Below are 26,921 nucleotides of genomic sequence, written 5' to 3' on the forward strand. Positions count from 1 at the left end.
GTGCTTCGAGTTGCCACACGGGCTCTCAGACTCCCCTAGCAAAATCTCACTCCTTTTATTCTCCATGCTGACAAGAGATAGTAGACCTGGAGCATCGCAAGCAGAGCGATCTCCGCTTACTTCAGGTGATGATCGGTGAAAAAATCGAATGATCCTTCCCTGGCTGGTGATATGAATACAGAAAAGCGGATCTCCGCAGTGATCGCCTTGAGGTTCGCCGATCCCATTGAGCGCCTTCTAGGAGAATTGACACCGGAGGACGACTACTCCAGTGGATACATCGGCAGGTTGTGTGTCGAAATCGCCGGTCGTGGCGAACCGCGAGAGGTCGATCAAGAATGCTTTAAAAGCATTTTCGATTCCTTCATGTCGCGGTTTGACAGCGATGATGCCCATTATATGGAGCAGGCCCTGGCCGACATGCTGATCCTGGTCGATGAAGTTGTCGAGATGCCTCGAGGCGCCGGCTCCCTGGAGGCGATCGCCGCCGGCTCTAACGATTGGGTTTTCTGGTGGGCGGAAGGGGAGTTGGATGAAATTGCGGATGCGGTAGACGCTGAAAGCGACCCCAGGGTCGCCTGGAACAGGTATCAAGTGTCCAGGTTGGTCGATAGGGTTCGCTCTTCCCTGAAGGAGGGCGGTGACATTGGTTCTCACTTGAGGGATGCCGAAAGCGATGGAAGGGAGATTTCTTCCTGGCTATCCGGTGATTTTTCCTGATCGCCCGGCCATGAAATATGATTCGATGAGATTTGGCGTGTAAGCGGTGCGGACACTCGAGGACGACGATGCCGATCCGGCGGCGCTGACTTGGTTTTCCGCCAAGAATGACCAGCGATTTCATGGCGAGCATTACCCTTGACAGCGAGAGAATCTTGCAACGCCGAAAGGACCTTCATGGATGAGCTGGATCGGGTTCGCTTCGGCCCGAAAGGAGAGGCTCCTTCCGTGATGGTCCGCATGGATGTGAACCCCCTGTCGGACGCGGGTGAGTACGCTTGCCGACTCAGGAGGGTTCTGACCTCGGTGATCGCCATCGGCTCCCTTCAAGGTTTTGAGCGTGAGCACTTTGACCACTCATCGCTTCCCGGATGGTTTCTCGCCTCCTTTTGCGACACTGAACCCGTTGAGGGATCGGCCGATGATCTCGTGCTGCAAGGTTGCGAGAATTACTACCGGCATCGCCAGGGTGATATCTGGGGGGTGCATGAATGGATATCGCTCTTCGACCCCGAGGACAGACGATGGTCCTGGTGGGACGTCGTCGGCTCGGACGGGGGTGGCGTGAGTGTGTTCGTAGATACCCGCGGAGAGCCGGTGGTGCCGTTCGAGGAGCTTTGGTGGATGCTCTATGCCACTGGCGCCAGGTCTGTCTCCGGGCCTGTTCTGACCACTTCTGATGATTGGGAGGCGGGGAAGCGGTTGCGGTGAGATGACTCCATACGGGTCGCCAGGCCTCGCCGGTCACCGTCGTGATCACCTCCAGGCAGGGCCTGAGGGCTCAACGGGGCGCTTCCTTTGCTCGGGCTTGGAGCCACGATGTAGGAAACGAACGCGCATATCACCCACAGGCGAAGAAGGTTAACGAACCTGTTATCGCAACCCCCCGTGCGCCCACCGTGGCTCCCTGTTCCACTGGGGTGGCGGTCACGACGAGGTGGCCGCCCCACGCAGGCCGCGGCCCGACCGTCCATACCCTCTCGACCGGTCGGCGGCGGCCCGCGCGGGTCTCCCCCGTACCCCTCTGGAGTCGACTTGAGCCCGAACCCCCCGAACCGCCGAACCCTCCTCAAGAACGTCGGCGGTCTCTCGCTCGGCATGGCCGTGGCCTCCGGCGGCCTTCTGGCGGCGACGTCCCCCGCCCGCGCCGAGACAGCCGCACGGCCTCTCCCCTCCCCCGACCACGCCGGTCTGCGCCTCGTCGCGCACAACGAGGACGACCCCCGCATGTGGTACTACCGCTTCGAGACGGACGAGGTCGCGTGGGATCCCGCCATCAACGTCCTGGTGCCCCGCGGCTACCGCGATGACGGGCGCACCTACCCCGTCCTGTACCTGCTGCACGGTGGCGGGCCGGGCCAGGACTTCATCAGCTGGGACAAGACCGGCATCCGTGAGCTGTCCGAGGACAAGCAGATCATCATCGTGATGCCCGACGGCGGGCCCTGCGGGTGGTACAGCAACCCCGTCACCACCAACGTCGGCCCCCGCAACTGGGAGACGTTCCACATGAGCCAGGTCCTGCCCTGGGTAGACGCGAACTTCCGCACGTTCGCCGAGTTCGATGGTCGGGCCGTGGCGGGCTTCTCGATGGGCGGCTTCGGCGCGCTCAAGTACGCGGCCAAGTACTACGGTCACTTCGCTTCGGTCAGTTCCTACTCGGGTCCGGCGAGCACGCGCCGTGACTTCGGGCTGGTCACCCACTGGGCGAACTTCACCTCGGGGGCCTTCGAGCTCGGTGGCGGCACGGTCTACGGGGTGCCCTGGGACGAGGGCCGGGTGAGCGCGGACAACCCGGTGGAGAACGTCGAACGCTATCGCGGTAAGCGCGTGTTCATGGTCGCCGGGGACAGCCCCGACCCGTTCGATCTGTTCGACCGGATGAACGAGGAGCAGGTCCTGGCCGGGCAGCGTGAGTTCCGCGCCCTGTTGGACGGCGCCGGTATCCCCCACGAGTCGCACGAGGTCGGTGGCGGTCACTTCGTCCGGCCGGAGTTGGTGCGCGCCGACCTGGACGGCATGATCGGGCGGTTGCGTTCGGCCGGATAGCCCCGCTTCGCGCAGAGGCTCTGGCGGCTCTGGCACACGGAATCGGCGAAGCGGTCGCCTCACTCCGCACGTGGTCGAGGCTCTGCCGGCCTCGCCGTGTCATGGTGCGCGCGAGCTCGACCTTTGGAAACGGGCCGGCGCGCACCCAGGCGGGTCGATCGGTGTCACCGCGAACCGCCGGCTCGACGCCTCCGCACCACCCGGTTCATCGACCAGGGCCTCTCGGTGAAGGAATCGAAGACCGTCCCGGGCCATGACGGGATACTCGATGGTCGGGGGCCGCGCCCGAAGTGCGCTTCGGGTGCGACCCCCGCGGAGGGTCCCGATCGGTGCCCGTCGGGTCTCCAGTCCCTGGGCTCCGACATCCAGCCGGCCCTCACGTTCTATGGCTGCTCCGGCTCACCGGGTGCGGAGCGCTCTTCTTCGCGTCGACGTGCGGTGATGTGTGGTGTGGAGGGGCCGGAGGTGGTGGTGACACCCCCGGCCCACTCCCCCACGCCCCCGCCCGGATCCAGATCCGGGCGAGGCCTTCGCCACCCGAAGGCGGCGGGGCTTGGTGAGCGCGGCGATACGGGACCCTGACCCCGCGGAGAGCTGATCCGCGCTGTCCGAGATCGACCGCACCGCCACGCCGGCTTTCACTCCCCCTCGCACGTCACCGGCGCGTGGAGGCGGAAGGTCTTCGTGTCCCGATCACGGCCGGGACGGTCTACTCCCCCGTCTCAGAGAGAGCAGACATCGGTGTCGCCTCCATTCGGGCCCACGTGGTCACCGTCCGGGCTCGGTGAGCAGGCGTTGGACATCGGACTTGAAGTACCTGCGATGGCCGCCCAGCGTGCGGACCCAGCGCAATCTTCCTTCCTGAGCCCACAGGCGCACGGTCTTGGGATCCACCCGAAACGCCTGCGCCACCTCCTGGGGTGTCAACAGGTCCATGGGGTCCACATCCGGCTGCGTCATGTTCTTCTCTCAAAGGGGGTCGTTATTAAAGGTCAAGGAAGTTCAGGGGTTCGTTCGTGTGCGCCGGGCCCGTATCAGAGGCATGGAAGTCGTAACAGGGGGAGGTTCATCGCGCCGATGTCCGTGTCCGGGCGGCATGCAGCGCGGCCAGTACCTGGACCAGTCGTCCTTCGGCATCGTCCAACAGGGCGTTACGTCGGGCGGGGCTGTTGCCGGCCCATTGGGCTCGGGTGAGGTAGCGGGCCGCGTCCTCGGCCGCACTCGCCCCGGCCAACAGGGTCGGGCCGCAGGCCGGGCGGGCGGCCTGGTCCCACGCGGCGCGGGTGCCCTCGACCTGCCGACGCCGGGTTTGAAGCGGAAGCTGGGCCTGGTCCCAGAGCAGGTAGGCCTGCTCCCGCCCTTCCTGGTCGGCCTCGTAAGCATCGAGAAGCCTGGTCAGGAGCTCGTGGGAGGGGCGGATGCGTCCGGTCTCGATCCGCGAGACCGTCGACTGGTCCACACCCGAGAGCCGATATCCGCTCAACCCGGCCACCTTGCGCAGCCGCTTCAAGTGGACACCGAGCGCCTTCTTGGACTCGGAGCACAGAGAATCCGCGTCCTGATCCACCTGGGCCTCCTGGGTCTTGGCCGACACGGGCCGGTCATCGTTCATACGGTGTTCGGACTGTTCAGGGCCGATCAAGCGCGCTCCGGGAACGGTCGACCCGGCCCAGTGGACGAGGAAGGCACGAGCTTCTCTGTCCGCTCTACGGACTCGGCACCTCTCCGAGGTCAAGAGCGAATCCGGATCGGGGTACGTCATCTCTGTTCTTCCGGAAGTGCCTTGGTTCAGGGGTGGGGCCCCAGGAGGGCGCCGGTGAGAGCGCGCCTCCTGGGACACCGGACGGGCCACGCGTTGCTGCTGCCAGGCCGCAAGTGCCCCGTCGTCTTGGGGGGATCGGCTAGGCGAGGGTGCGCACCAGCGCGTCCCAGGCGCTGCCCGGCAGGGTCAGTCGGACCTGGTCGGGGTTCTGGGTGTCGCCCATCAACACGTTCCCGCCATCCACGAGCTTGGCGGCGGCGCAGTTGGAGGCACCCTGCGAGGCCTCGGCCTTGTGCCAAACACCAGCGGTCAAGGACCTACGACCCTGGGTCTCCACGATCTTCATGAAATATCCTCTACCTGCTTGTTCTTGCGGTTGAAACCCCGGGGGCGGCGGCCACCGCCCCGCGGGGACGAGCCCTCACGGGCTCTACGGTGCCCTCATCTCTCGGGTGAGGGCACCGAGTCTTTTCACGACCCGATCAGTCGACCTCGGTAGAGCGGGCAGGCCGCACGGGAGAAGCGGAGAGGTCGGAGCGCTCGGACCGAGCGACTCGGGCAGGATGGTCGGGGTGTGTGGAGGCGTCCAGGGTGGTCAGGGCGGCGATCGGCGGCTCTCCCCCGCCCGGATCGCGCGGCGACAAGCCCCGCCAACGCCCCCAACCGGCGGCCTCGAACACCTTCCGCAGCCCCTCCGGCTCACGTGCCACCAGCCGAGTGTCCGCGCCCTGCTCCTGGGCCTGGCCGGTGTAGACGTCGACGGCGCCGGTCATCTCGGACAGGTGGGTGATCCCCCAGCCGCTCCCCGGTGCCAGCCTCGCGGCGAGCGCCTCGACCAGGCCTGTGACCTCTTCGTCTTGGAGGTGGTCCAGGGTCAGGGTGGAGATCACCCCCACCGGAACCGACAGATCCAGATGCTCACCCAACGCATTGACAAGGGTTTCCGGGAACCGCAGATCCAGATCCAAGACCCGCACGTTGTACCCCCGGACCTGAGCCGGGTGCTCCCACCACGCCCGCACCGCTGCCAGAGCGGCCAGGTCGTGGTCGACATAGACCGTCCTCGCCTGAGACCCCCACAACACCCGGCCACGTTCATGCGGAGCCCGGCGCATCGCCGGCAACCCACAACCCAGATCGATCACCTGGGAGAAGGAGCGACAGACCGCGTCCACCACACCTTCGCGGGCCTTGCGGTGCACCAACATCTGCCCCGCCAACCCCGGCGAGGCCTCGGCCATCTTGACCGCGACATGGCGATCCTGACTCCAGGAATCCTTGCCGTAGTCCAGGTAGTCGAACGTCCGGGCTGCGTTGGTCAACGCCCATTCCTCACGATCCAACAAAGTGCCGCTACGGGCCGCACCCCACGTCATGGTCTTTCCGGTACCGGGCGTGCTCATGAGGTCGTCCACGTCCGTCCGCCCTGGTCGAGGTAGCGGCGTATGGCCACGCCGAGCTCTTGGGTACCGGCGTCCTGCTCGGCCTGCTCCGCTTCGCGCAACTGCCGTTCCACCCGGGAACGTTCATCCAAGATCCCGTCGACCAACAGCCGGGCCAGACTCAACCGGTGATCGACCCGAGCCAACCTCTGCTGCACGCTCAAGCGGCCCAACAACCGCAACGCGCTCAACTCCGCGGCCGCGTTCTGCTCCGTCACCCCTGAAGCAGGGGCCGGAGGACTGGACGGGGGACGCGGGGTGCGACGGGGCAGCGGTACCGGAGGCTTCGGCGGAACGGGACGCTCAGGCTCGCCGGAGGTCGAGAAGAGCCCGGCCCAGTGGGCGAACCGGCGCCGAAGACCGAACCAGCGTTTCCGAACCTTCGGGATGACCGAGGTAGCGGGGGCGGTGGTGTCGGTGGCCTTGGGGCGGGTGAGGGTTCCCGTCCGAGCCGGCGATGCGTGCCTGCCCCGCTGTACCGGCGAGGCGTACGTGGCCTGCTGTACCGGTGGGGTGAGCCTGGTGGTGGTTGGGAGGGTGCGTCGGACCTGTGTCGGGATCATGCTCACGGTGTGCTCCTTGGCGCTGGTCAGGGAAGTTCGATTCGGGCCTTGACCGTGACCGGTAGGCCGGCGCATCCGTCCCAGTCCCAATAGAAGGAGAGCGAAGCCACCCTGCCGAGCCCTCCGCCGTGGCTCTTCTGCTCGGGAAAGGAGAGCTTCTTGCAGCCGGGGGTGGGGCCGGCGTCGGTGACCATGATCGACAACAGGTAACGCGAACGTTCCAGCATCAGCGTGAGCGTCTGATCCGGAGCACCCGAGTGAGAATGACGGTGGGCGTTGTCCATCAACTCCCACGCGATCAACGAGGCCCGGTTCGCGATCTCCGCAGCCGCCACCGGGTTGGAGATCCCCCGAGCAGCGTGGCGACGTACCCAGTTCTGCGCAGCGGCACGGGCCGCGACCGTGTGGCGGACACGCAAGCCGACCCTGTCGGGATCGGGGTAGTGGAGCACTTGGTAGGCAGAGGACAAAGGCCTGTCCCCACGCGGCCTCAGAGCAGTACACTTCATTCGTCTCACCTCGGAGCTATCGGGGTGGGTCACAACCCCGGGCGGCCGCCTTCTACTTCGGCCCCCGGGGTTCTTGTTGTTCAGAGTTCGATTCGCACCTTCTGTTCGAAACGAACCAATATCGTCCTCCCTAGCCAAGGGTGAGAGAGCCAGGGAGGTCGCCCCGTGATCCATGGTGCTCACGAGAACCTTTGCCCCAGAAGCTCTCAAATCCCTTAGCAAGGGAACATCCGACCTGAAACCTCCCCTTGGTTTCTCTTGAACCCAAGGGGGTGCCGCAGGCACCTGATGATTACTATGCCAAGCCGCAGGTCAGAGGGCTAGTGATACAACCAATCAGGGATTCAATGTTGCATAGGGGTTGTAAAAAGTAACCATCCGTAGTTAGCTAGTTCCATGGGCGACAAGGTGCTACCCGAATGGCGTGGGTTTGGTGAACTACTTCGGCGACACCGCAAGAGAGCTGGTTTTTCACTTGCCGAGGTCGGCAAAGGACTGTCCCTGAGCGGTGGGATGGTTGGCCATCTAGAGAGGGCGACAAGGGCCCCAATCAAGGCTCATGTTCGCAAACTGGACGAGATGTTCGCTACCGATGGCGAGCTGTTACAACAATGGCTGGATGTCGTTGAGGGGAAAGACGTCCTGCCATGGTTCAAGGATGCGCTGGAATCCGAACTCCGCTCCAGGAAGATCTGCGAGTACCACCCCATCCTGATCCCAGGGCTACTCCAGACCCCCGAGTACACCCGTGTACTCGTCACAGCTCGGCAGGTGCGGAAGACTCAGGAGGAGATCGAGGAGGTTGTTGAACTCCGTGTGAACAGGCTGCCGAACCTTACCCAGCGCCCCCTGCTGTGGTTCGTAGTGGACCAAATCGTCGTTGACAGGATCGTCGGCGATGAGGAGATCATGTACAAGCAGCTTCACCACATCGTCAAGCTGGCCAAGGACGATAAGATCCGGTTCCAGGTGATCCCGGGCGAAGTGCGAAGGCACTGTGGTCTCTGCGGACCGTTTCGCCTGATGACGATGAACGACAACCGCAAGATCGTCCGTATGGAACACACCCTGGGAGGCACTGCCTTCGACAAGGATGGTGAGATTGAGGAGATGGCGGAGTTGTTCGGGGCACTGCAAGCAGAGGCCCTGTCCCCCATCCGTTCCGTTGAGCTAATCCAGGACATCATGAAGGGCTTGAAATGAACGAACAGTGGGCCTGGCACACGTCATCCCACAGTGACGGTCGCGGTGGTGACTGCGTGGAGGTCGCGGAGGGATGTGAGACTCACGTCCGCGACACCAAGAACCGGGAGAGCGGCCATCTTTCCTTCCCCGCAGTGGAGTGGAGCGCGCTCCTTCGGGCGACATCATCTAAGTAACCGAGGCTGCTCATAGACCGACCCCCGCCAGGCTCGTTGGCGGGGGTCGGTCGTGTTCGTGCATCACCAGGGTAACTCCCCTACGTAACGACGCAAGGGGAGATATATCTGTTCGAGAAGAAACGAGGACTACTCCCCAGCTCGGCGGGGAAGAAGAAGTTTCGTACCTCCGCATCATCTCAGCCGAAGTCATGACCTGAGAACACCCCCGTTCCCCGAGCGCACAACCTCTCTCAATCCCTTGAAGAAGTCCCGCTCCGCAGCAGTCAGCCTCCGACCTCCGAAGAGAACGGACAGCTCATGACCAGCGAAATCACGTGGCACAAGTCGTCCTACAGCAACGGTGGAACCAACTGCGTGGAGGTGGCTGAAGGCCCCACCACCCACATCTGCGACACCCAGAATCGCGCCCTGGCTCAGCTCAACGTTCCCGGCTTCGAATGGACCGCTCTGCTCAGCACCCTCCGCACGAACTGACTCCCGGCAGACCCACCGCGGAGCGGCGGAACCCTCCCTGGCGGGACCTTCGCCGATGAGCACTCCTCCACCCCCATCTGAGAGATCGAGGCAGCGCGACATGATGAACGAGCACTGGAAGAAGTCCACCTACAGCAACGGCACCGGTGGGAACTGCGTCGAGGCCCGCGCCACCACCCAAGGCGCCGCCGTCCGCGACACCCAGAACCGCGGCCTCGCCGAGCTCAGCCTCCCGAACGCGGAATGGTCCGCCCTGCTCCACGCGCTCCGCACCCGCTGACCCCGAACCGGAACTCCCCCATCCCTGAAGGGAAGGGCAGCGCATGCCCAACGAACAGTGCCCCTGGCACAAGTCCAGCTACAGCGGTGGCAGTGGAAGCTGCGTGGAGGTGGCCGAAGGCCCCACCACCCACATCCGCGACACCCAACACCGCGCCCAGGCCGAGCTGAACCTGCCCGCCCACGAATGGAACGCCCTGCTCAGCATTCTCACCCGGTAACCCCCAGAACCGACGAGGCCCCGGAAGCCAAAGCTCCCGGGGTCTCCCTGTTCCCAACCCCCATCCCCGCTACGCGGGGAGCAGATGCGGATGAGCATCATCACCGTCTCCTGGTAGGGTCCATCCCCGCGTGCGTGGGGAGCAGCCGTCGATCCTGTTGGTGGTGGGCAGTCCGGCCGGTCCATCCCCGCGTTCGCGGGGAACATGAGAGAGGTCTTCTGTCTCGCGCGGGTGCTCATCGCTGGTTGTCGCGCCACCCAGGGCAGACAGCACCGCGCTGGTCCGTGTGCTTGACCGGCAGGAAGGTCTTAGTCTCCTTCACACGTTTCCCACAGGCCTGGCAGCGGATCCCGCTTTTCTTTCCGTCCTGGATGGTCGACCATCCAGGGTTGCAGCCGTTCGGATCGCATCCCTGGCACTTTTTCAACTTGAAGCTGAAGACGTGAGAGACGTTGACGTAGTGAAGAAGACGCAGGTCGGGATTGTCTTTGCGCTTGCGTACACGGCGTTGGCAAAAGGGGCACACGGCAAGGCTCCTCGTCATCCCTGGGGGTCGAGGGGAGATTACCTAACGTGTTGATCCGATGGCAGAGAATGTCCGGAGTCGGCCACCCAAAGGCTCAGGCACTACGTTGAACGTCGTAGTAGGACTGGTGCATCCAAGCCCCCGCGTGCGCAGGGAGCAGTTCGAGCCGCTGGAGGAAACCCACCTGGTCGCGGGTCCATCCCCACGTGCGTGGGGCTCAGAGTTGAACGCATACGCCGCGTTCGACCCCGCCCGGTCCATCCCCACGTGCGTGGGGCTCAGGTGGGCGCCAGGAACCCGGCGAAGATGTTGAACGGTCCATCCCCACGTGCGTGGGGCTCAGACCTCCGCGATCTCCTCCCAGCTCGGGAGCGGCGGTCCATCCCCACGTGCGTGGGGCTCAGGGAAAATGACCTGCGAAAACAGAGGCCGTTATCTTCCCGCAACCTCCACCACGAAGCAGCCTCCGCTCCTCACACATCCCTACCACACCCCCACAGGGCTCACCGGAACCCACGAACACCCCACGACTTCAGCCACCCCATGTGCATGGGACTCAGCGGTGGCCCGAGGCGACGCCGACCACCTACGGAACAAGCTCCCGCAAGAGGTCCTCGACGTGCCGCTTGATCCGGTCACGGATGGGCCGAACCGCCTCGACACCCTGCCCAGCTGGATCGGGTAGCTCCCAGTCGAGGTAACGCTTTCCGGGAAAGAACGGGCACGCGTCGCCACAGCCCATCGTGACGACCACGTCCGAGGCGCGGACCGCGTCCGGGGTGAGGATCTTCGGGACACTGGCCGTGATGTCGATCCCGACCTCACCCATCGCCTCCACCACCGCCGGGTTGACCTCGTCGGCCGGGGCAGAGCCGGCCGAGCGCACCTCGACCCGTTCGCCACCCAGGTATTCCAGGAAGGCGGCGGCCATCTGGGAGCGTCCGGCGTTGTGCACGCACACGAACAGCACCCGCGGGACCACGGCCTCCGAACGGTCAGTCACCGGTCGTCTCCTTCGTCGTGGAAGAGCCCACCTCTACGCCCCCTTCACCGGGGAACCATCGCCGTGCCGCCAGCGCCACGTACACCAGCGCGATCAACACCGGCACCTCGATCAGCGGCCCCACCACACCGGCGAGCGCCTGTCCGGAGGCGGCACCGAAGGAGGCGATGGCGACGGCGATCGCCAGCTCGAAGTTGTTGCCCGCCGCGGTGAAGGCCAGCGTCACCGATCGGGGGTAGCCCATCCCGAGGGCCCGCCCCAGCGCCAGCGTCCCGGCCCACATGATCACGAAGTAGAGCAGCAGGGGCAGCGCGATCCGGGCCACGTCCCACGGCTGCGATGTGATCGCCTCGCCCTGGAGCGCGAACAGCATGACGATGGTGAACAGCAGTCCGTACAGGCCCCACGGCCCCAGCTTGGGCAGCAGGCGGGTCTCGTACCATTCGCGGCCCCGGGCCCGCTCGCCCAGGCGGCGGGTCAGGTATCCGGCGAGCAGGGGCACCCCGAGGAAGATCACCACTGACACCGAGATGTCGACGAAAGAGACATCCAAGGCCGCCTGCTCCAGGCCCAGCCACCCGGGCAGTGCCGACAGATAGAACCATCCCAGGGCGCCGAACGCCACCACCTGGAACAGGGAGTTGAGGGCCACCAGCACGGCGGCGGCCTCGCGATCACCGCAGGCGAGGTCGTTCCAGATGATCACCATCGCGATGCACCGCGCGAGGCCGACGATGATCAGCCCGGTCCGGTACTCGGGCAGGTCGGGAAGGAACGCCCACGCCAGCGCGAACATCAGCGCCGGGCCGGCCAGCCAGTTGACCGCCAACGAGGTGACCAGCATCCGGCGGTCGCCGGTGACGGTGCCGAGGCGGTCGTAGCGGACCTTGGCCAGGGGCGGGAACATCATCACCAGCAGCCCCACCGCGATCGGCAGGGACACCCCGGCCACGCCGACCCCGGACAGCGCCTCGCCCAGTCCGGGGACCAGACGGCCCAGGGCCAGACCCGCGACCATCGCCGCCAGGATCCACACGGTCAGGAACCGATCCAGAGCCGACAGGCGTCCGACCACCCCGGCATTGGGATCGGTGGGTGCGGGGGCGCTCATGAACCGGCCTCCTCGGGCTTCAACGAGCGGGTCAGGATCGCGGCCAGGCGGTCCGTCGTCTCCGGGATCAGCCGGTAGTACACCCACGTGCCGCGCCGCACGGAGGAGATGAGCCCGGCCTCCCTCAACAGTTTCAGGTGGTGGGAGATGGTGGGCTGGGACAGGTCGAAGGCGGGCGTCAGGTCGCACACGCACACCTCGTCGCCGTCGCACGTGGCGATCATGGACAACAGCCGCAGCCGCACCGGATCGCCCAAGGCCTTGAAGACCCGGGCGAGTTCGACCGACTCGCCGTCCTCCAGTGGCTCCTTCAGGAGTCTGGGGCAGCAGTCGGTGACCGCACCTTGGAGATCGGTGGCACCCACCTCTTGATTCGACATGCGTCTATATTGACAAAGTTCGAAACAGATGGCAAAACTGGAGACGCAACGCTGCATAGATGAACTTCGATACAGCTTCCGGAGGACCTCATGTCCCGTGTCCAGCTCGCCCTCAACGTCGCCGACCTCGAAGCGTCCGTGGTCTTCTACTCGACCCTCTTCGGCGTCGAACCCGCCAAACGCCGCCCCGGCTACGCCAACTTCGCCATCTCCGAGCCCCCGCTCAAGCTCGTCCTCATCGAAGGCGAGCCCGGCCAGGAGACCCGCCTGGACCACCTCGGCGTGGAGGTCGAGGAGACCGAACAGGTGAACGCCGCCACCGAGCGCTTCAAGGACTCCGGCCTGGCCACGTTCGAGGAGAACGACACCTCGTGCTGCTACGCCGTGCAGGACAAGGTGTGGGTCCACGGCCCCGGCAAGGAGCCCTGGGAGGTCTACGTGGTCAAGGGCGACAGCGACCAGAGAGGGGCGGCACCCAAGGAGGTCAACGCCGGAGCCACCGGAGAGGCGTCCGCCTGCTGCGCCACCGCGCAGGTGTAGTCGCCGACGAGCCGTAGGACCGGGTGGGGTGGGGCGACGATCAGGGGCGTCCGGTCCGACCTTTACGCTCAGATCCGGCACCACACCGTGTGCCCCAAGGCCCGCAGCCCGGACCAAGGGGCGAGCTACAACCCATCCCCACGTACGTGGGGCTCAGTACTGGGGTGAGCAGGCGCGGCAGCCGGTGCGAGGTCCATCCCCACGTGCGTGGGTCTCAGAACGGCTGGACCGTTCTGGCCACGGACCGAGCCGGTCCATCCCCACGTGCGTGGGTCTCAGCCGGGGCCGGACGAATGGGGCCCGCCCCGGGACGGTCCATCCCCACATGCGTGGGTCTCAGGGGAATGTCGTCGACATCGTGCGTACTCACGTCGGTCCATCCCCATGTGCGTGGGTCTCAGCGCCAGGTCGCGATCCAGTCCAACTTGCGGCCCGGTCCATCCCCACGTGCGTGGGGCTCAGTCGCCCAGGACGGTGGAGAACAGCGACCTGCACGGTCCATCCCCACGTGCGTGGGTCTCAGGGAAAATGACCTGCGAAAACAGAGGCCGTTATCTTCCCGCAACCTCCGCCGCGAAGCGGCCTCCGCTCACCACACATCCCTACCACACCCGCCCCGTACCAGACCGAGAACGAACACCCCACCGGCTTCGCACCTCCCCCAGTCTCCGAAGGACTCAGTTCTCACCCCGAGCGGATCGTCTACATCCGAACAGACCACACCCGCACGAGCAGGGCTCAGGCCTCACCCGCTCATCACGTTTCACCAACCGCCCGGCCATCGTGCAATTCGACGAGCGCTCCCTCGGCCACCGAACACAAGTCCCGATCACCCTCGCCCCGTGCGGGTAGGTGTAGGTCATGCCGCCTGCTTACTGAGAGAGCTTCTTCGTAGCGGCCGTACTGATGGCCCCGACACCGGGTCGCCGGCGCCGTGCGCGATGCTCGCCCTGTCCCCGATCAGCACGTCGGAGACGATCGTTGAACGGGACCGCCCCCACCACTAGGGTCGGCAGCGAGAACGTCGAGACGGTCGACGCAGGGGTGGTTATGCCGAAGCTGATCTACGCGTCGAACATGTCGCTCGACGGCTACACCGAGGATGAGCACGGTGCCTTCGACTGGGCTCCACCGGACGATGACGTCTTCACCTTCATCACCGAGCTCATGCGGTCCGCGGGCACGTATCTCTACGGGCGGCGCATGTACGAGACCCTGGCCGTGTGGGAGACCGACCCCTCCCTGGCTGCACAGTCCGACCTCACGGCCGACTATGCCGGCGCATGGCAGGCGGCGGACAAGGTCGTCTACTCCTCGACCCTGACCTCGCCGACCACCGTGAACACTCGGCTCGAACGCCACTTCGACCCCGCCACGGTGCACGATCTGAAGGCCACCGCCGACAAGGATCTCCTGGTCGGTGGCCCGAACCTCGCCGCACAGGCTCTCGCCGCCGGGCTGGTCGACGAACTGGCCCTGTTCGTCTGGCCGATCATCCTCGGCGGACGCAATCCCGCACTGCCGACGGACACACGCGCCGACCTCGAACTCATCGAGGAACACCGGTTCGGCAGCGGCGTCGTCCACCTCCGCTACCACGTTCGATAGCGACACAGGAAGGCTCCCGAGCTCTCGGAACACCGACTCAGAGCCACCACGAACGTCGTCCGACACGGCAAGTGCCTGCCTCTTGAGCGTCCCGCGCGTCACACCCGAAACGCCGTAGAGAGCGTGTATCCATATGTGGCCCGGAGCCCATGAGGAGCCGGGTTTCTTCGTGTCCCGGCTCTCTCCGAACCCCCGCCGGTCCATCCCCACGTGCGTGGGGCTCAGACCCGCGCCAACTCCTCCTCACGGCCAGCGACCGGTCCATCCCCACGTGCGTGGGGCTCAGGGCCGTGTCCAGCGTGATCTCGCGGAGGCGGTCGGTCCATCCCCACGTGCGTGGGGCTCAGCGGAACCCGACCTTTCGGGTTCCGGTGTACTGCGGTCCATCCCCACGTGCGTGGGGCTCAGAGCGCCACCATCGACGAATGCGAGGAATGCATAGGTCCATCCCCACGTGCGTGGGGCTCAGAAGGCACCCGCCAGCGCTCATCTGGCGGGTGCCGGTCCATCCCCACGTGCGTGGGGCTCAGGGACTGGGTGGGGATCTCCGCCCTTCCGGAGCCGGTCCATCCCCACGTGCGTGGGGCTCAGGGAAAATGACCTGCATAAACAGATGCCGTTATCTTCCCGCAACCTCCGCCGCGAAGCGGCCTCCGCTCACCACACATCCCTACCACACCCGCTTTAAGTGGCTCCGGAAATGCGCTTGCGCAGAAGCAGCGTGATGACGAGGGCTGCCAGGGCCGTGACCGCCAGACCGATCAGGCCGCCGTTGCCACCGGGGTAGAGTCCGGGGTCGCTCGAACCGTCCGCGTGCATCAGGGTGATGGGGATGACCATCAAAAAAGCATTGTTGGCCGCGTGACCGATGACAGCGGGCCACACCGAACGGGAGGCCAACCGCAGCCGGCCGAGGACGACCCCTAGGAGAACAACGGAAGCGAGGAAGGTCAGGACGTCCCCGAGACCGAAGCTTCCGGAAAGACCGTGGATCAGCAGCTGGGGACCATGCCACAGGCCATGGACCACCCCGCTCACCAACAACGCCGGCCACACCCCCAACGGCATCAGCCGTGGGAGGAGATACCCCCGCCAACCGAGCTCCTCTCCGAAGCACATCAGCAGCGTCGGCACGAACGAGACCGCGACCATGCCCAGGACCACGAGATAGGCCTCCAGAGGGAACCCGTCCCGCGGCATGGTCGCCGCGACCTCCGGAGCCAGCGCCGTCAGCTCCTCACGGAGCCCGGAGAAGTCCTCCAGGTCGAGCCGGACGACACCGAACACGACCGCGGTCAGCAGGCTCGCCGCAGGGAGAAGAACGAACACGGCGAAGGCGAGCAGCGTGTACCCGCCGACCCGACGGACCGGGCGCAACGGAGTCAGGCCCAGGGCCCGCCGGACGTTCCCCGGACGCCACAGGAAGAAGGTCACCACCAGCGCCGCGACCGCCGGAGTGAACATGAAGAGCTGGGATGCGAGAGCGAACGCCGGGTCGCTCGGTGAAGCACCGTTCAAGAGCACCGGGGTGAAAACGAGCCAGGCCAGCACGTAGACGACCAGCACGAAGACCGAGAGCTCACGGATCGGAGTCCGGCCACGCACGGGACCGGTGTCAACGGAGGGGAAGTTCATGGTTCGACGCTAGAAACCCGGGCCGCCTGTTGGTATGCGGTCGCCCCTCCGTCCCCTCTGAGGCAGACCCGCCATCGGCCCTGCGGACAGCCCCAGGGCCGCCGATTGCCCTTGGCAACGACCAACAACGCAATGCGCCCACGGTCACGATCAGCCTTCCTCAAGGCCGATGGCTCCGCAGGCGCATCGACGAGGCTAGGGACAGGCGTAACCGGTGATGATCACGTGCTGGGGATCACGCACCCTGAACCACGTGGTCTTGTCCACGGTGTAGGCGAAGGCCGAGCCAGGCACCCAGGAGTCCCAATATCCGGTGATCGTGCACCCCTTGATCACTCCAAAGGTGTCGGTGTCCTTGAAATACTTGGAAGACGTCTCACCGGCCTTGAGCCACTTGTATCCGCTCCCGGTTCCACTCCCACCGCAACTGGGTCCCCCAACGGAAACACTTTCATCACCGCACCAGTTGTTTCCGATCCGCACCGAACGACTGGACTCGTTACTGATCTTTCCGCAGATGATACCTGCGGTGCAGTTTCCCATGGTCTGCGTGTCTTCTGTGAAGTCCACCTCAACAAAAGGCACATATCCCTCAGGGGCGGCTTCAGCGGGAGGCACCTTCTCGGTGGGGGCCTCCCTCGAGAGGGACTCCTCCTCAGCCATGGCAGCCCCGGAGAACGGCACGAGCCACAGGAACACCATCGCCAAAGCCACCGGCGCCATGCTCCGAAATTTTCGAATCATCCTACTCTACTTTCCATAGATCACTTCGGGAATTTTGAGGAACATTACCCAGCCGAATACATCAACTACAGAAAACTCAAGGACCCACGTTCAATTCCAACCAGAACAGAACAGGCCACGCCCATCCAACAGCTCAGGTCGATATTCCCTTCATGCCATGAAGAATCGAATCAGGGCTTCCGAACACACAGCCCCTACAGTCACTCAACAACAATAGGCCAAACTCGAACGACCCCTTTCCTTCCATGGCAGAAAAATACACATTCACCAATTTCGAAACCGTCCTACGATACGTATCGTGGCCGTTGCCGCCCTGCGGAAAGCGACATTTTCCCCTGGACGACATGGTTGTCCACTTGCGGACAGCATGTGCGTTCCAGAGGCAGCAGAGACAGGGACACGCGCGATCACTACGCACTCGTGGCACGACGCTGAGGACGGCACTCGCAGGGGCAACTCTCGAGTTCCAGCAACACGAGCTCTAGTACGGGGGGATCCGGAAGCACTCGAGCAAGCTCAAGATCCCCTCCCTTTCTTTCCACCATTTCCATCTACGGAAAACATGGGTGATCGCCTGACGCTCATGCTTGACTCGTTCATGTCCAAGGCTCGGCCAGGTGCCAGGAAAGGGCAACTCTGCCCTTCTGGACGATGCCATGGATCGAAGCAAGTCGGATTGATCCAACATGCACCCGAAGAACAGGAGAAAGATCCATGATCAGATCCAAAGGAGGCCCATCAGGTGGCGTGCGTCGCGGTGGCTGGGATCCCATCGACCCGACATCGACGCCCACCCCGAAGGCGGACGATCCCAAGGAGGAAAAGAAGAAGCCCCAGGACTAAGACCCCGCCCAACTCCACCTCCACAACACCCCCTTCTCCCACATTCGAGAGCACACCCGAAAGCGTCAAATCAAAACGAATACAGGGAATTCATTTCCAGAATTCCACATGAAACCCAAGAGGAAGTCCATTTCGTGCGATCACTGAATCGGATCACCGTATCCTCCCTCGCTGTTTTACTGCTCATTCTGTCAGGGGTGATCACTTCCTCGCCCGCGTCCGCCGCTGCTCAAGACTGTGTTCGTTTCCTCGACGCGGCCGGCTATACGATCGGCCCCGTCGTTCGCGGGGCCTGCCTCACCGGTAGCGCCATCGGCGGCGGAGTCGGCGCGGACCACAAGGAACGGTGCCGATCGCAACTGATGTCCGTAAAGGTCTCCAGCGAACACGCTCGAACGGCCTGCAATCTGGCCTGAGCATTCTTGAAGCGCTTCGGCCACGGGGAAACCGAGGTCGATCACTTCTCATGGCCGGCGAGCGGCCACCTGTCCTTGATGGCGGTTCGTGGCCGCGGTGTGTCCGTCCTCGATAGCGACCTTGTCGAGGTGATCGAAGATGATCTGGATGGTGAGTCGACCCGCGCACGCCGCGGGTGGCTTCCACCGGGGGCGGGTGTAAAGGATGCCCGCAGGAAGGAGACGACCATGCACAAGTCCAAGGGAGGCGGCCCGTCGACCGGGGTGGGACATCCCGTGGAGCCATTGGAGACTCCACCCGAACCGGCGCCCAAGCCGCGAGAGCCGGGCAGTGAACGCAAGCCGAAGAGCTGACCCTCCTCAAGGCGAATGCGCCGGCTCTCTCGAAGAGCTGTGACCGGACACCGGTTTTGGGGCGGGGTACACCCGGCCATGAGGTCTCAACCTCCCTTCCGCAGAAGGTCCACCCCGAGGCGCGTCGGCCAGTGGAGTACCCGGCGCCCCTCGGGACGGCTCTGGATCAGTCCGGCGTCGCGCAGGACGGTGAGATGTTTGCTGGCCGTAGGCGCCGACAGCCCGGCTGTGGTGGCTACGGTCCCCGTGGTCGCCATCTCGAGTTCCACGACGGTCTCCAGGACACGAGCCCGTGTGGCTCCCATGAGCGAGACCAGACCGGAGGCATCACCAGAACGAACGCCAAGGGTGGATGACCACAGTAGATCGCGATCGATCGGATGAACGATGACGGGCGTCATGGCGGGGTCGGCGAGCGTCACCGGTGACTTCCAACAGAAGAACGAGGGGACCAGGACGACACCACGCCCTTCGAGGTGCACGTCGTGCTCCACCGGATAATCCGCCTCCAGAACCGGAGACCTCCACCGTGTACCCGCTCCCAAGGTCGTGAGCAGGGCCTCGCCCCCGCCCCGTAACAAGGTCCGTGTCCGGTGCTCCCGATCCGCGCGCAGCGCGGCACGGATCGTCGGCCAGAGTGGGCCGAGCATATCGTCGTGGTACCAGCGCATCGCGGTGCCGAGCAGCCGAAGTACCTCGGTGTCCCCCCGCGCCATCGCATCGACCCACGAGGGCATTCGGCGTCCACTTCCCAGCAGGGCCAACTCCTCCCGCAACCGTGGGGTGGGGGTCGACAACACCGCGTCGATCCCCGATTCCAGATCCTTGTGACCGGCGGTGGGGGTGAGGAAATCCGGGAAGTAATCGGAATATGGCGACAGGGTCATGAGTACGCGAAGGAGGCGTGATGACTCACGATCACCACGCGTGCACCCGAGGGCGCTTTCCCTAAGATTCCTGAAGAGCAGTTGCCCTTCACTGTTCTGAAGCAAGTGAACACTGTTCACCAACTCCCATAGATGGTCCGGGGGCTCTGCCACCCTTATTCGCATCAGATCATCCGAAGTGAAATGTATGCGCAGTTTCATGCTCACACCATAGATCTTACTCGTGAAATACGGCGCCGATTAATGATTCTTCTCCACTGAGGACCCGAAACTGGAGACGACTCCTCGAGAACTCAGGGTGTGTTGTCTCCTGCTGTCCCTCCCACTGGAGTTCACTGTTCCGAGCCGGTGTGGGTGAGGGTGCCTGCGATGCCTCCGACCTTCAACGTAGGAGGAGGCGAGCCAAGGGCACTCCGTCTCCGCGTCGGCGTCGACGACGTGCGCGGCGAAGAAACCTCTCCCGCGCCGGACGGCCTCGATCTCTCCGGTGAAGCGACGTCGGAACTCGAGAGCGGAAGCGAATTCCGGCCGTATCATCTTCACCGCGAGCACTCTTCCTCCCGAGGACAGAGCCGGGTAGACGGTACCGATGCCGCCTGTTCCAAGGCCGCCTCGCAGTCGGTACGGGCCGATGCTCTCAGGACCGTCGGAACGTAGCGGCTGCATAGGGCCTACTTTCAAGGAGGCACAGGTCACTGTTGGGACGCCCGGGCTCGGCATGGGGTTCGACCTTGTTCGAGGAAACCCACGCGTGAGGAACCGTTGCCCGTCCCCTGCTATCTCTCGTCCATCACCATCCGGGCTCTTCCTTCCTGAGAGTTCGATTGTGGGAAAGAGCCGTTGGACGATGGACGAGGAATTCCAGGCAGAGCTTGGAGGACACCCCGCTTGACCGGGGAGCAGGCAATGAAGGCAGAACCTGGACGTTCTGCGGCGGGTCCCCCCACACCGGTGAAGTTCACCCCAGGAGCCCGGCGACCGCGGTGGACACCGGATGGGTTCCTGGCGGATCGCTCCCCCCTCAACGGAGCTTCGGAAGAACCGGACCTCACAGAATCTCGGCGCCTGAACGTTTCCGGCGAACCCCTGTCCCCGCGCATATGGGACGGGGACAATCGTCTGCATGGGACGGAAGAAGACCTGGGCCTGGACCCTGGGAATGATCGCGCTGGTGCTGTTCGGCTTCTGGACGGCTCCCCGGCTGTTCCCCGATCTGGGATGGGGGCTCAACGAGCTCAACCAGATCGCCGGCATCGCTTCTTTGGCCGTCGCCGTGGCGACCCTCGTGGTGAGCCTGTTGCCGACCCGTTCCTCCCCCGCCGACCAGAGCCCCTCCCCGCGCGGGGGTGTAACGAACACGATCATCGGCGACGCCTCGGGGACCATCGTGCAGGCGCACACCATCCACGGAGGAATCGGTAACACCACCCCCCGCTCCGGGAAGCGCACCCGCCCCGACCAAGAGACCGCCTCCGAGAACGAACACCCATGAACCACCCCTCCCCCACCCCACAGCCCCCGTCCGAGGGTGCGGACAACACCCTGATCGGCAGCCCCTCGGGCCTCACCGTGCAGGCGCACACCGTCCAGGGCGGAGTCGGCAACACCACCATCGTCCACGAAGGCCCCGTGACACCGATGGCGTTGCACGCCGTCCCGAGCCCACCTGACGGGTTCACCGGACGCGGCCCTCAACTCCATGAGCTACTGGCGCGACTCGACCCCACCACCGGTGAACAAGGGTCGGGGACCGTGGTGGTCTCGGCCTTGTCCGGGATGGGAGGAATCGGCAAGACCGCCCTGGCACTGAAAGCCGCGCAGGTAGCCATGCGGCAGGGATGGTTCCACGCGTACCTGTTCGTGGACCTGCACGGCTACACCCCCCACACCCCACCGGCGCAAGCCGCGACCGCCCTGGAGGCGCTCCTGCGCCAGGCCGGGATGGACCCCGACAACATTCCTTCCGAGTTGGATGAGCGTGCCGGGTTCTACCGAGCCGCCCTGCAGCACATATCCCGGTCCGACGAACATCACCGTCCGGTGTTGGTGGTGGCCGACAACGCCCACAGCCTGGACCAGGTCGAACCGCTCATCCCCGGGCCAGGCGGGCACCGTCTACTGGTCACCTCCCGCGCCCGCCTGACCGTCGGCGGTCACCAGCCCCTGGCTCTGGACACCCTCCCGAGTGAGGAGGCCATCGAGCTGATCACGACCCGCCTGGGCGACACCGACTCCCGCAGGTCCGACACCGAAGGGCTGGCCGTATTGGCCCGGCGGTGCGGGTATCTGCCGTTGGCGCTGAAGATCGCCGCCGCGTTGTTGGCCCGTACCCCTCACCTGGCCCCGGGCCGGCTCGCTCGGCGGCTGGCCGACCCGGAGCGGTTCACCGACGGTCGCGACGACCTGACCGCGGTGTTCACCGCTTCCCTGGAGCACTTGGACGCCGACCGGGTGCGGGTGTTCGCGTTGCTGGGCTCCTCCCCGGGTCCCGACATCTCCACCGCGGCCGTCTCCTCACTGACAGATCTGCCCCCGGAGAAGGTGGAGGTGGTGTTGGAGGAGTTGGCCACCGCGCACCTGCTCACCGCCCACCCCAACGACCGGTGGAGCATGCACGACCTACTGGCCGACCACGCCCGTCGCCTCCCCCTTCCCGCTACCGAACAAGGCGACCAGTACGAAGCTCGAGAGCAGGCCTTGGAACGGTTGTTGGACTTTTACACCGTCATCGCCGACATAGCCGACGACCATTTGAGAGCGTTGCCAGGCGACACCCCACCGAAGCTGTTCAATGGTCGCCAGGAAGCGTTGACGTGGTTGGAGGCCGAGCACGACAACCTCATCGCTGCTGTGCAGGCCGCGCACCAGCACGGCCACCCCCGTATCGCCATCGAGCTACCGGCAGCCCTGTGCCGGTATCTGGGACGCCAGAGGCGGTTCGACGAAGCCATTGTGGTACACACCCTTGCCCGTGACACCGCCCACCAACAGAGGAATGTCCCCAGTGAAGCGACGGCGTGGAACAACCTCGGTTTATCCCTGGCCGAGGTGCGGCGATTCGACGAAGCCATCGACGCCCTGACCCACGCCCGCGACCTCCACCAAGAACTGGGGGACACCCATGGCGAGGCAGCAGTGTGGAACAACCTCGGCCTGGCCCTAGGCAAGGCGCGGCGATTCGACGAAGCCATCGACGCCCTGACCCACGCCCGCGACCTCCACCAACAAGCAGGAGACAACCAGAGCGAAGCGGACACGTGGAACAACCTCGGCATCGCACTACGCCAGGTACGGCGATTCGACGAAGCCATCAACGCCCACCAATATGACCTGGCCTACTGCCAACAGACGGGGAACACCCACGGCGAGGCGACGGCATGGAACAACCTCGGCGCGGCCCTATCCAGGGCACGACGGCCAGAGGAGGCCCGCCATGCCTGGGAGCGCGCTTCACAGGGATTTCGCCAGGCCGGGGATCCCCATTCACTCATTGCGGTAGAACAACTCTTGGCCCGGACTCGACGACGCCCGTGGTGGCGCTTCTGGCGCCGTTGACCGTGGATAAGCCGAGGGCGCCCAGAATCTCTACAAAGCTCTCCTCGTCGGTCTGCACCGAAGCTTTCGGGCACATCCACCTTGGTAGATCGACGTCCCACCTTCGCGTCGGCCCATCCCCATGTGCGCGGGGAGCAGTCTTCCTGACCTGCGACGCTATCCCGACCGACCCGTCATTTCTACGCGTTGTCGAGAAACAGACAAAACCGTCATCTCTCGACCTTTTTTCGAGCGCCCCTCACCGTTCAGCGTAGATGCTCCACTCCCGCGAGGGGCAGCCGAGCTGCTCGTGCGTGAGCCTGGGAATGGGCTCACCCTGCGCATAGGGCACAGAAATACACCTTCCCCTCAGGCCTGTGTCGCGTAGGTCTACCGCCACAGAAGCCCGCTCCGGCTCTCCCAAAGATCAACGAGACCGCTCAAGACGAACCGGGCCACGCCCCACACGGAACAGCCTCACCAGAAACCCATCCAGGATCATCCCCGGCGCCGGTCCCGGCCCATCCGGTCGACCAACTCCCCCGCCGCCTTCCGGAGCGGGCTACCTCGCAACCACACGAGCTGCACCGGCATAGCCAGGCCGTTCTCGAGGTTCTCGAACTCCATCACGCGCACCGCCCCGGCCGCGACCCTTCTCCGCACGAGCGGCAAGGGCAGGTTGGCCCAACCGATCCCGCGCTCCACCAGGCCGAGCGCGGTCTCCGCCGAGTTCACCCGCCAGTAGGCGTCCGAGACGACGAGCCGCCGCTCCGTCAACTGTCGTTCCAGGCTGGACACCACGATCTGGCGGGCTCCGGCGAGATCCTCCAGACGGCGCAGGTCGGCTGGGATCCCGAAGGTCGCCACGGAGGCGGACGCCACCGCCAAGAACGTCTCCTCCGCCACGTTGAGGAACACCTCCTCCCGGTCGTTGCGGGTGCGGGCGAACATCAGAGCCAGGTCCACGGCCCCCGAGTGCAGTTGCTCCCGGACGTCGTCCTGTGGGGCGTCGGCGATCTCGACGGAGAGCAGGGGGTGGCGCGCCGCGATCTCCGCCACCGCGTCCAGCAGGGGCCGGTGGTCGACCCCCGCCGACACCCCGATCGTGAGCGTGCTCTCCAGGTCGTCGGAGAGCTCGACCGCGTGGGCCTGGAGCAGGCGCAACCTGCTCGCGACCAGCCGTGCGTGCGGCACGAGGGCCTGCGCCCGCGCCGTGGGGACGGGTTCGCGCCGGGAGCGGTCGAACAGCGGGTAACCGAGTTCGGCCTCGATGTTGGCGATGCCCATGCTCACCGCCGAGGGAACCCGGTTCAGCGCGCGTGCGGCGGCGGAGAAGGAGCCGTGGTCGACCACGGCGAGGAAGAGATCGATGTTGTCGCTGGAGAGACCCAAGTCCTGTCACCAGATCTGAAAGAAGCTGACTTTTTTCATCAGGCTAGCTGACGCTAACGTCGGCCCCTGTCACATCCGCAGGAACCCGAAGAGAGTGCGAAGTGCAAGGTCTGAAGCGCAAGCTGGTGTACGTGGGCGGCTACGAGGTCATCGGCTTCGTCGTGGGCACCGCCGTGATGACGGCCCTGACGGGAAGCGGCCCCGGGACGACCGCCCCGCTCGCGATCATGATCGCCACCGTGGCGGCGCTGTGGAACATGGCCTTCAACTATCTGTTCGAGGCGTGGGAGCGCCGACAGGTCAGCCGCGAGCGCACGGTGAAGCGCAGGATCCTGCACGCGGTCGCGTTCCAGCTGACGCTGGTGTGCTACCTGATCCCGCTCATCGCCTGGTGGCTGGACATGAGCCTGCTCCAGGCGTTCCTGCTGGACCTGGTGTTCATCGTCTACATCCCGTTCTACACGTTCGGCTACAACTGGGCCTTCGACAAGATCTTCGGGCTGCCGTCCTCGGCCATCGCCGACCCCGTTCCGGAGGTCGAGGACGAAGCCACCGCTTCCGTCGAGGAGCCCGCGACCGCGGCCGAACGTTCCTGAGGCGGGCGGACCCTCCCGCACCGGACAGGGAGCGGTGGGGCTCTCGTTACGGAGAGGGCGACTCCATGACGGTGCGCAGAGGACCACGGGCGTCCGCGTCGGGACCGAAGCGGATCCAGGCCAGCTCCCGTGCCCGACGCCGATCGAGCGCCAGCAGGCTGCGCGCTCCCCGCGCGAACGCCGCCGGCCCGTGCAGGGCGGCCGCGCGCAGCCGCCGCCAGCGCCGCGAATGCGTCCGGTGGCTGCGCTCGGTCACCCGCCGCCCCCGGGAGTTCTGCCCCCTCCAGGCCTCCTGCGGGGTGGCGTCGATCATCAACACGTGCAGCTCGTACCGGCGAAGACGACACAGCAGGGCCAGGAGCACGCGAACCGAGCGCCGGGTCCCGCACTCGTGCACCACAACCGGGCCACCGCGCAACGCCGCGACCACCCGGACCAGGTGCAGCACGTGCACCACCCACCGCCACAGCAGATAGGGGACCCGGGCGAGCATCGATCTCAGCCGATACCGCGACTGGAGAGAATCGATCACCCGCACGCCGTCCGCGGTGAGCACGGTCCGATCCTCGTCACCGCGCAGGCCGAACAGCCGCTTCAGCAGAGTGCTCTTCCCGGCCCCGGGCACCCCGGTGACCAGAACCAGAGACCGCCGAGGGTAGACCGCCCCGCGCGCCATCGCGTCGTTCACCATGGGGACATCCCGGGCCCGCCCCTGGACCATCTTCGGTAGCTCCTCAAAGCCGACCTTCGCGCCGGTGGGGCGCGGTTCTACAACGGCCACGACGTCACCGACGTCCCGGCTCTACCGGACACCGACGGCTCCTGGGTGCACCGCGCGTCGCCGCGCGGCCTGGGCGACGGCCGGTGCCTGAATCACGATCTGAACGGACGCGTCGGACGGGTGTCGGTGGGTGGTGCGGGCGATGGTGAAGCCCACCGGGAGATCCCAGGTGATCATTTCCTTCTCGTCGGCTCGGGGGTATGGAGCTGCTCGAAAACGCGATGCCCGGCGCTCTCACTCCACCCGAAGGCGGGATAGTCCGTGCACCATCTTTCACGGACCGTACAACTTGGGCAGGTATAGCCACGGTAAAGCGGCGCGTTCCCGGACCGCGTGTCGTTGGTCGGGGGCCGTGTGGGGCGTAGCGGTCCCAGGAGCCATCCCCACATGCGTGGAGCTCAGGCCACCAAGGAACAGACCAAGGTCAGGGCTACCGGTCCATCCCCACATGCGTGGGGCTCAGGCTCCACCACCCCCTCCCCCACCGATAAGCACCACCCTCACTCCTCACCACGGACACGAGGCACAGAAGACGCTCAGGGCCTCCAGAGGTAACGGATGTCGGGCTCTCGTTCCTCGTTCCGCGACCCGTCCGTCCGTTCGACCGCGACGAAGCCGTGCCGCTCGTAGAAACGCCGCGCCGGCTCGTTGACCTGGAAGGTCCACAGGACCAGCCCGTCCGGACGTCGCCGTTTCGCCAGGGCGATGAACCGGTCACCGATCCCTCGCCCTCGCCACTCCGGGTCGAGGTAGAGCTGGTCCAGCTCCTCACCGTCGAGCGCCAGGAGCCCGACCACCGAGCCCCCGGAGGTCGCCACCCAGGTCTCGTACCTCGGCACGACCACATGCGAGAACCAGGAGCGCACCTCGACGTCATCGTGCGCCCGACGTACCGAGGGAAGAGTCTCCGCGAAGGAGCGCAGCCACACGTCGGCCGCGGCGAGGGCATCGCTTCGCTCCGCCCGACGGAGGAGGACATCACCGGTGTTCACGGCAGGAGCATCACAGACGAGCGGACGATCCGCATCCGATTTCAGAGCCGCCCTGGCTCCGAGGAAACTTCATGGCGACCGCGCCGAACACCGTCGAGTCGGGGTACACCGCCCCGGCGCGAGGGCGTGTTCCTCGGGTCATTCCGCGATCGCGGCGCCGGGTCACCTCTCTCCTCGC

29 protein-coding genes and 1 CRISPR repeat array are annotated in these 26,921 nt (G+C 65.3%); of the genes, 14 read left to right on the forward strand and 15 right to left on the reverse strand.

All coding sequences use genetic code 11. From position 1 onward, the window contains the following. Nucleotides 1–135 precede the first annotated feature (135 nt). The 3 genes from U9J66_RS03910 to U9J66_RS03920 all read left to right on the forward strand — a co-directional run bounded on the left by U9J66_RS03910 (nt 136) and on the right by U9J66_RS03920 (nt 2,769). The gene (locus U9J66_RS03910) at nt 136–720 is read left to right on the forward strand and encodes a hypothetical protein (RefSeq protein WP_161111848.1); all 585 of its coding nucleotides are present in this window, start codon (nt 136–138) and stop codon (nt 718–720) included. A 177-nt stretch (nt 721–897) separates the two neighbouring features. Further along, a complete protein-coding gene (locus U9J66_RS03915) occupies nt 898–1,431 on the forward strand; it encodes a hypothetical protein (RefSeq protein ID WP_326337049.1) in 534 nt (177 codons plus the stop codon). A gap of 324 nt (nt 1,432–1,755) precedes the next feature. After that, nucleotides 1,756–2,769 carry an alpha/beta hydrolase gene (locus U9J66_RS03920; RefSeq protein ID WP_326337050.1) on the forward strand — a complete coding sequence of 338 codons (1,014 nt, stop codon included), beginning with the start codon at nt 1,756–1,758 and terminating at the stop codon, nt 2,767–2,769. Between the two features lie 768 nt (nt 2,770–3,537). Here the strand turns inward: U9J66_RS03920 and U9J66_RS03925 are convergent. From U9J66_RS03925 to U9J66_RS03950, 6 genes are all read right to left on the reverse strand, one after another. Further along, complete coding sequence (locus U9J66_RS03925; RefSeq protein ID WP_014910824.1) at nt 3,538–3,705, reverse strand: BldC family transcriptional regulator; 168 nt, start codon at nt 3,703–3,705, stop codon at nt 3,538–3,540. 130 nt (nt 3,706–3,835) lie between these two features. Beyond that, nucleotides 3,836–4,381: a helix-turn-helix domain-containing protein gene (locus U9J66_RS03930; protein WP_326337051.1), complete on the reverse strand. Its 546-nt coding sequence runs from the start codon at nt 4,379–4,381 to the stop codon at nt 3,836–3,838. Nucleotides 4,382–4,670: 289 nt separating this feature from the next. Next, nucleotides 4,671–4,877, reverse strand: coding sequence for a DUF397 domain-containing protein (locus U9J66_RS03935; protein WP_326337052.1), 207 nt, complete (start codon nt 4,875–4,877; stop codon nt 4,671–4,673). 136 nt (nt 4,878–5,013) lie between these two features. Next, on the reverse strand, nt 5,014–5,934 hold the full coding sequence (locus U9J66_RS03940; protein ID WP_326337053.1) for an SAM-dependent methyltransferase: 921 nt from the start codon (nt 5,932–5,934) through the stop codon (nt 5,014–5,016). After that, complete coding sequence (locus U9J66_RS03945) at nt 5,931–6,191, reverse strand: hypothetical protein (RefSeq protein WP_326337054.1); 261 nt, start codon at nt 6,189–6,191, stop codon at nt 5,931–5,933. Before U9J66_RS03945 ends, U9J66_RS03940 begins: the two co-directional genes overlap by 4 nt. Before the next feature lie 371 nt (nt 6,192–6,562). Continuing rightward, nucleotides 6,563–7,006, reverse strand: coding sequence for an ATP-binding protein (locus tag U9J66_RS03950; RefSeq protein WP_326337055.1), 444 nt, complete (start codon nt 7,004–7,006; stop codon nt 6,563–6,565). 435 nt (nt 7,007–7,441) lie between these two features. Between U9J66_RS03950 and U9J66_RS03955 the strand changes: the two genes are divergently transcribed. The 5 genes from U9J66_RS03955 (at nt 7,442) to U9J66_RS03975 (ending at nt 9,401) form a co-directional block, all read left to right on the forward strand. Then, on the forward strand, nt 7,442–8,248 hold the full coding sequence (locus U9J66_RS03955) for a helix-turn-helix domain-containing protein (protein ID WP_081616114.1): 807 nt from the start codon (nt 7,442–7,444) through the stop codon (nt 8,246–8,248). Next, a complete protein-coding gene (locus tag U9J66_RS03960; RefSeq protein WP_084570342.1) occupies nt 8,245–8,424 on the forward strand; it encodes a DUF397 domain-containing protein in 180 nt (59 codons plus the stop codon). The genes U9J66_RS03955 and U9J66_RS03960 overlap by 4 nt, the downstream gene beginning before the upstream one ends. 300 nt (nt 8,425–8,724) lie before the next feature. Further along, complete coding sequence (locus U9J66_RS03965) at nt 8,725–8,901, forward strand: DUF397 domain-containing protein (RefSeq protein WP_084570341.1); 177 nt, start codon at nt 8,725–8,727, stop codon at nt 8,899–8,901. 100 nt (nt 8,902–9,001) lie between these two features. Next, the gene (locus tag U9J66_RS03970; protein WP_042286042.1) at nt 9,002–9,181 is read left to right on the forward strand and encodes a DUF397 domain-containing protein; all 180 of its coding nucleotides are present in this window, start codon (nt 9,002–9,004) and stop codon (nt 9,179–9,181) included. 43 nt (nt 9,182–9,224) lie between these two features. Beyond that, a complete protein-coding gene (locus U9J66_RS03975) occupies nt 9,225–9,401 on the forward strand; it encodes a DUF397 domain-containing protein (protein ID WP_161111844.1) in 177 nt (58 codons plus the stop codon). Between the two features lie 1,112 nt (nt 9,402–10,513). On the opposite strand, the gene U9J66_RS03980 is transcribed toward U9J66_RS03975, so the two are convergent. From U9J66_RS03980 to U9J66_RS03990, 3 genes are read right to left on the reverse strand one after another with little or no spacing between them, the layout of a single operon-like run. After that, the gene (locus U9J66_RS03980) at nt 10,514–10,930 is read right to left on the reverse strand and encodes an arsenate reductase ArsC (RefSeq protein WP_326337056.1); all 417 of its coding nucleotides are present in this window, start codon (nt 10,928–10,930) and stop codon (nt 10,514–10,516) included. Continuing rightward, nucleotides 10,923–12,041 carry an ACR3 family arsenite efflux transporter gene (gene arsB / locus U9J66_RS03985; protein ID WP_326337057.1) on the reverse strand — a complete coding sequence of 373 codons (1,119 nt, stop codon included), beginning with the start codon at nt 12,039–12,041 and terminating at the stop codon, nt 10,923–10,925. The genes U9J66_RS03980 and arsB overlap by 8 nt, the downstream gene beginning before the upstream one ends. Further along, nucleotides 12,038–12,421: an ArsR/SmtB family transcription factor gene (locus tag U9J66_RS03990; protein ID WP_042286036.1), complete on the reverse strand. Its 384-nt coding sequence runs from the start codon at nt 12,419–12,421 to the stop codon at nt 12,038–12,040. The genes arsB and U9J66_RS03990 overlap by 4 nt, the downstream gene beginning before the upstream one ends. Nucleotides 12,422–12,511: 90 nt before the next feature. Here U9J66_RS03990 and U9J66_RS03995 point away from each other — a divergent pair, with 90 nt between their 5' ends. Next, entirely contained in the window at nt 12,512–12,961 is a 450-nt protein-coding gene (locus U9J66_RS03995; protein ID WP_326337058.1) for an ArsI/CadI family heavy metal resistance metalloenzyme, read from the forward strand. Nucleotides 12,962–14,011: 1,050 nt separating this feature from the next. Then, the gene (locus U9J66_RS04000; protein ID WP_326337059.1) at nt 14,012–14,569 is read left to right on the forward strand and encodes a dihydrofolate reductase family protein; all 558 of its coding nucleotides are present in this window, start codon (nt 14,012–14,014) and stop codon (nt 14,567–14,569) included. A gap of 196 nt (nt 14,570–14,765) precedes the next feature. Then, a CRISPR array of direct repeats spans nt 14,766–15,160; the repeat unit is 29 nt; unit sequence CGGTCCATCCCCACGTGCGTGGGGCTCAG. Nucleotides 15,161–15,253: 93 nt separating this feature from the next. Here the strand turns inward: U9J66_RS04000 and U9J66_RS04005 are convergent. Continuing rightward, nucleotides 15,254–16,204: a CPBP family intramembrane glutamic endopeptidase gene (locus U9J66_RS04005; protein ID WP_326337060.1), complete on the reverse strand. Its 951-nt coding sequence runs from the start codon at nt 16,202–16,204 to the stop codon at nt 15,254–15,256. Nucleotides 16,205–16,399: 195 nt separating this feature from the next. Further along, complete coding sequence (locus tag U9J66_RS04010) at nt 16,400–16,918, reverse strand: hypothetical protein (RefSeq protein WP_326337061.1); 519 nt, start codon at nt 16,916–16,918, stop codon at nt 16,400–16,402. 1,517 nt (nt 16,919–18,435) lie between these two features. On the opposite strand from U9J66_RS04010, the gene U9J66_RS04015 reads away from it, so the two are divergent. Further along, entirely contained in the window at nt 18,436–18,561 is a 126-nt protein-coding gene (locus tag U9J66_RS04015) for a hypothetical protein (RefSeq protein ID WP_326337062.1), read from the forward strand. 86 nt (nt 18,562–18,647) lie between these two features. Here the strand turns inward: U9J66_RS04015 and U9J66_RS04020 are convergent, their stop codons facing one another. Next, the gene (locus U9J66_RS04020; RefSeq protein WP_326337404.1) at nt 18,648–19,649 is read right to left on the reverse strand and encodes an ArsR/SmtB family transcription factor; all 1,002 of its coding nucleotides are present in this window, start codon (nt 19,647–19,649) and stop codon (nt 18,648–18,650) included. 922 nt (nt 19,650–20,571) lie between these two features. Here U9J66_RS04020 and U9J66_RS04025 point away from each other — a divergent pair. Next, on the forward strand, nt 20,572–20,940 hold the full coding sequence (locus tag U9J66_RS04025) for a hypothetical protein (RefSeq protein WP_326337063.1): 369 nt from the start codon (nt 20,572–20,574) through the stop codon (nt 20,938–20,940). After that, entirely contained in the window at nt 20,937–23,003 is a 2,067-nt protein-coding gene (locus U9J66_RS04030; protein WP_326337064.1) for a tetratricopeptide repeat protein, read from the forward strand. Before U9J66_RS04025 ends, U9J66_RS04030 begins: the two co-directional genes overlap by 4 nt. Nucleotides 23,004–23,480: 477 nt before the next feature. On the opposite strand, the gene U9J66_RS04035 is transcribed toward U9J66_RS04030, so the two are convergent. Next, nucleotides 23,481–24,374, reverse strand: a complete 894-nt coding sequence (locus U9J66_RS04035; protein WP_326337065.1) for a LysR family transcriptional regulator — start codon at nt 24,372–24,374, stop codon at nt 23,481–23,483. A 101-nt stretch (nt 24,375–24,475) separates the two neighbouring features. Between U9J66_RS04035 and U9J66_RS04040 the strand changes: the two genes are divergently transcribed. Beyond that, nucleotides 24,476–24,970, forward strand: a complete 495-nt coding sequence (locus U9J66_RS04040; RefSeq protein ID WP_326337066.1) for a PACE efflux transporter — start codon at nt 24,476–24,478, stop codon at nt 24,968–24,970. 46 nt (nt 24,971–25,016) lie between these two features. Here U9J66_RS04040 and U9J66_RS04045 read toward each other — a convergent pair whose 3' ends face one another. Next, nucleotides 25,017–25,691, reverse strand: a complete 675-nt coding sequence (locus U9J66_RS04045; RefSeq protein WP_326337405.1) for an AAA family ATPase — start codon at nt 25,689–25,691, stop codon at nt 25,017–25,019. Nucleotides 25,692–26,287: 596 nt separating this feature from the next. After that, on the reverse strand, nt 26,288–26,743 hold the full coding sequence (locus U9J66_RS04050; protein WP_326337068.1) for a GNAT family N-acetyltransferase: 456 nt from the start codon (nt 26,741–26,743) through the stop codon (nt 26,288–26,290). Between the last annotated feature and the right edge of the window lie 178 nt (nt 26,744–26,921).

The sequence above is a fragment of the Nocardiopsis sp. LDBS1602 genome (assembly GCF_035818715.1).
Classification (GTDB): domain Bacteria; phylum Actinomycetota; class Actinomycetes; order Streptosporangiales; family Streptosporangiaceae; genus Nocardiopsis; species Nocardiopsis alba.

Bases quoted from the DNA above. Each gene is read 5' to 3' on its own strand.
- U9J66_RS03915 (WP_326337049.1), top strand. From the start codon at position 898: ATGGATGAGCTGGATCGGGTTCGCTTCGGCCCGAAAGGAGAGGCTCCT.
- U9J66_RS03925 (WP_014910824.1), bottom strand. From the start codon at position 3,705: ATGGACCTGTTGACACCCCAGGAGGTGGCGCAGGCGTTTCGGGTGGAT.
- U9J66_RS03930 (WP_326337051.1), bottom strand. From the start codon at position 4,381: ATGAACGATGACCGGCCCGTGTCGGCCAAGACCCAGGAGGCCCAGGTG.
- U9J66_RS03935 (WP_326337052.1), bottom strand. From the start codon at position 4,877: ATGAAGATCGTGGAGACCCAGGGTCGTAGGTCCTTGACCGCTGGTGTT.
- U9J66_RS03940 (WP_326337053.1), bottom strand. From the start codon at position 5,934: ATGAGCACGCCCGGTACCGGAAAGACCATGACGTGGGGTGCGGCCCGT.
- U9J66_RS03955 (WP_081616114.1), top strand. From the start codon at position 7,442: ATGGGCGACAAGGTGCTACCCGAATGGCGTGGGTTTGGTGAACTACTT.
- U9J66_RS03960 (WP_084570342.1), top strand. From the start codon at position 8,245: ATGAACGAACAGTGGGCCTGGCACACGTCATCCCACAGTGACGGTCGC.
- U9J66_RS03965 (WP_084570341.1), top strand. From the start codon at position 8,725: ATGACCAGCGAAATCACGTGGCACAAGTCGTCCTACAGCAACGGTGGA.
- U9J66_RS03970 (WP_042286042.1), top strand. From the start codon at position 9,002: ATGATGAACGAGCACTGGAAGAAGTCCACCTACAGCAACGGCACCGGT.
- U9J66_RS03975 (WP_161111844.1), top strand. From the start codon at position 9,225: ATGCCCAACGAACAGTGCCCCTGGCACAAGTCCAGCTACAGCGGTGGC.
- arsB (WP_326337057.1), bottom strand. From the start codon at position 12,041: ATGAGCGCCCCCGCACCCACCGATCCCAATGCCGGGGTGGTCGGACGC.
- U9J66_RS03990 (WP_042286036.1), bottom strand. From the start codon at position 12,421: ATGTCGAATCAAGAGGTGGGTGCCACCGATCTCCAAGGTGCGGTCACC.
- U9J66_RS03995 (WP_326337058.1), top strand. From the start codon at position 12,512: ATGTCCCGTGTCCAGCTCGCCCTCAACGTCGCCGACCTCGAAGCGTCC.
- U9J66_RS04000 (WP_326337059.1), top strand. From the start codon at position 14,012: ATGCCGAAGCTGATCTACGCGTCGAACATGTCGCTCGACGGCTACACC.
- U9J66_RS04005 (WP_326337060.1), bottom strand. From the start codon at position 16,204: ATGAACTTCCCCTCCGTTGACACCGGTCCCGTGCGTGGCCGGACTCCG.
- U9J66_RS04015 (WP_326337062.1), top strand. From the start codon at position 18,436: ATGCACAAGTCCAAGGGAGGCGGCCCGTCGACCGGGGTGGGACATCCC.
- U9J66_RS04020 (WP_326337404.1), bottom strand. From the start codon at position 19,649: ATGAAACTGCGCATACATTTCACTTCGGATGATCTGATGCGAATAAGG.
- U9J66_RS04025 (WP_326337063.1), top strand. From the start codon at position 20,572: ATGGGACGGAAGAAGACCTGGGCCTGGACCCTGGGAATGATCGCGCTG.
- U9J66_RS04030 (WP_326337064.1), top strand. From the start codon at position 20,937: ATGAACCACCCCTCCCCCACCCCACAGCCCCCGTCCGAGGGTGCGGAC.
- U9J66_RS04045 (WP_326337405.1), bottom strand. From the start codon at position 25,691: ATGGTCCAGGGGCGGGCCCGGGATGTCCCCATGGTGAACGACGCGATG.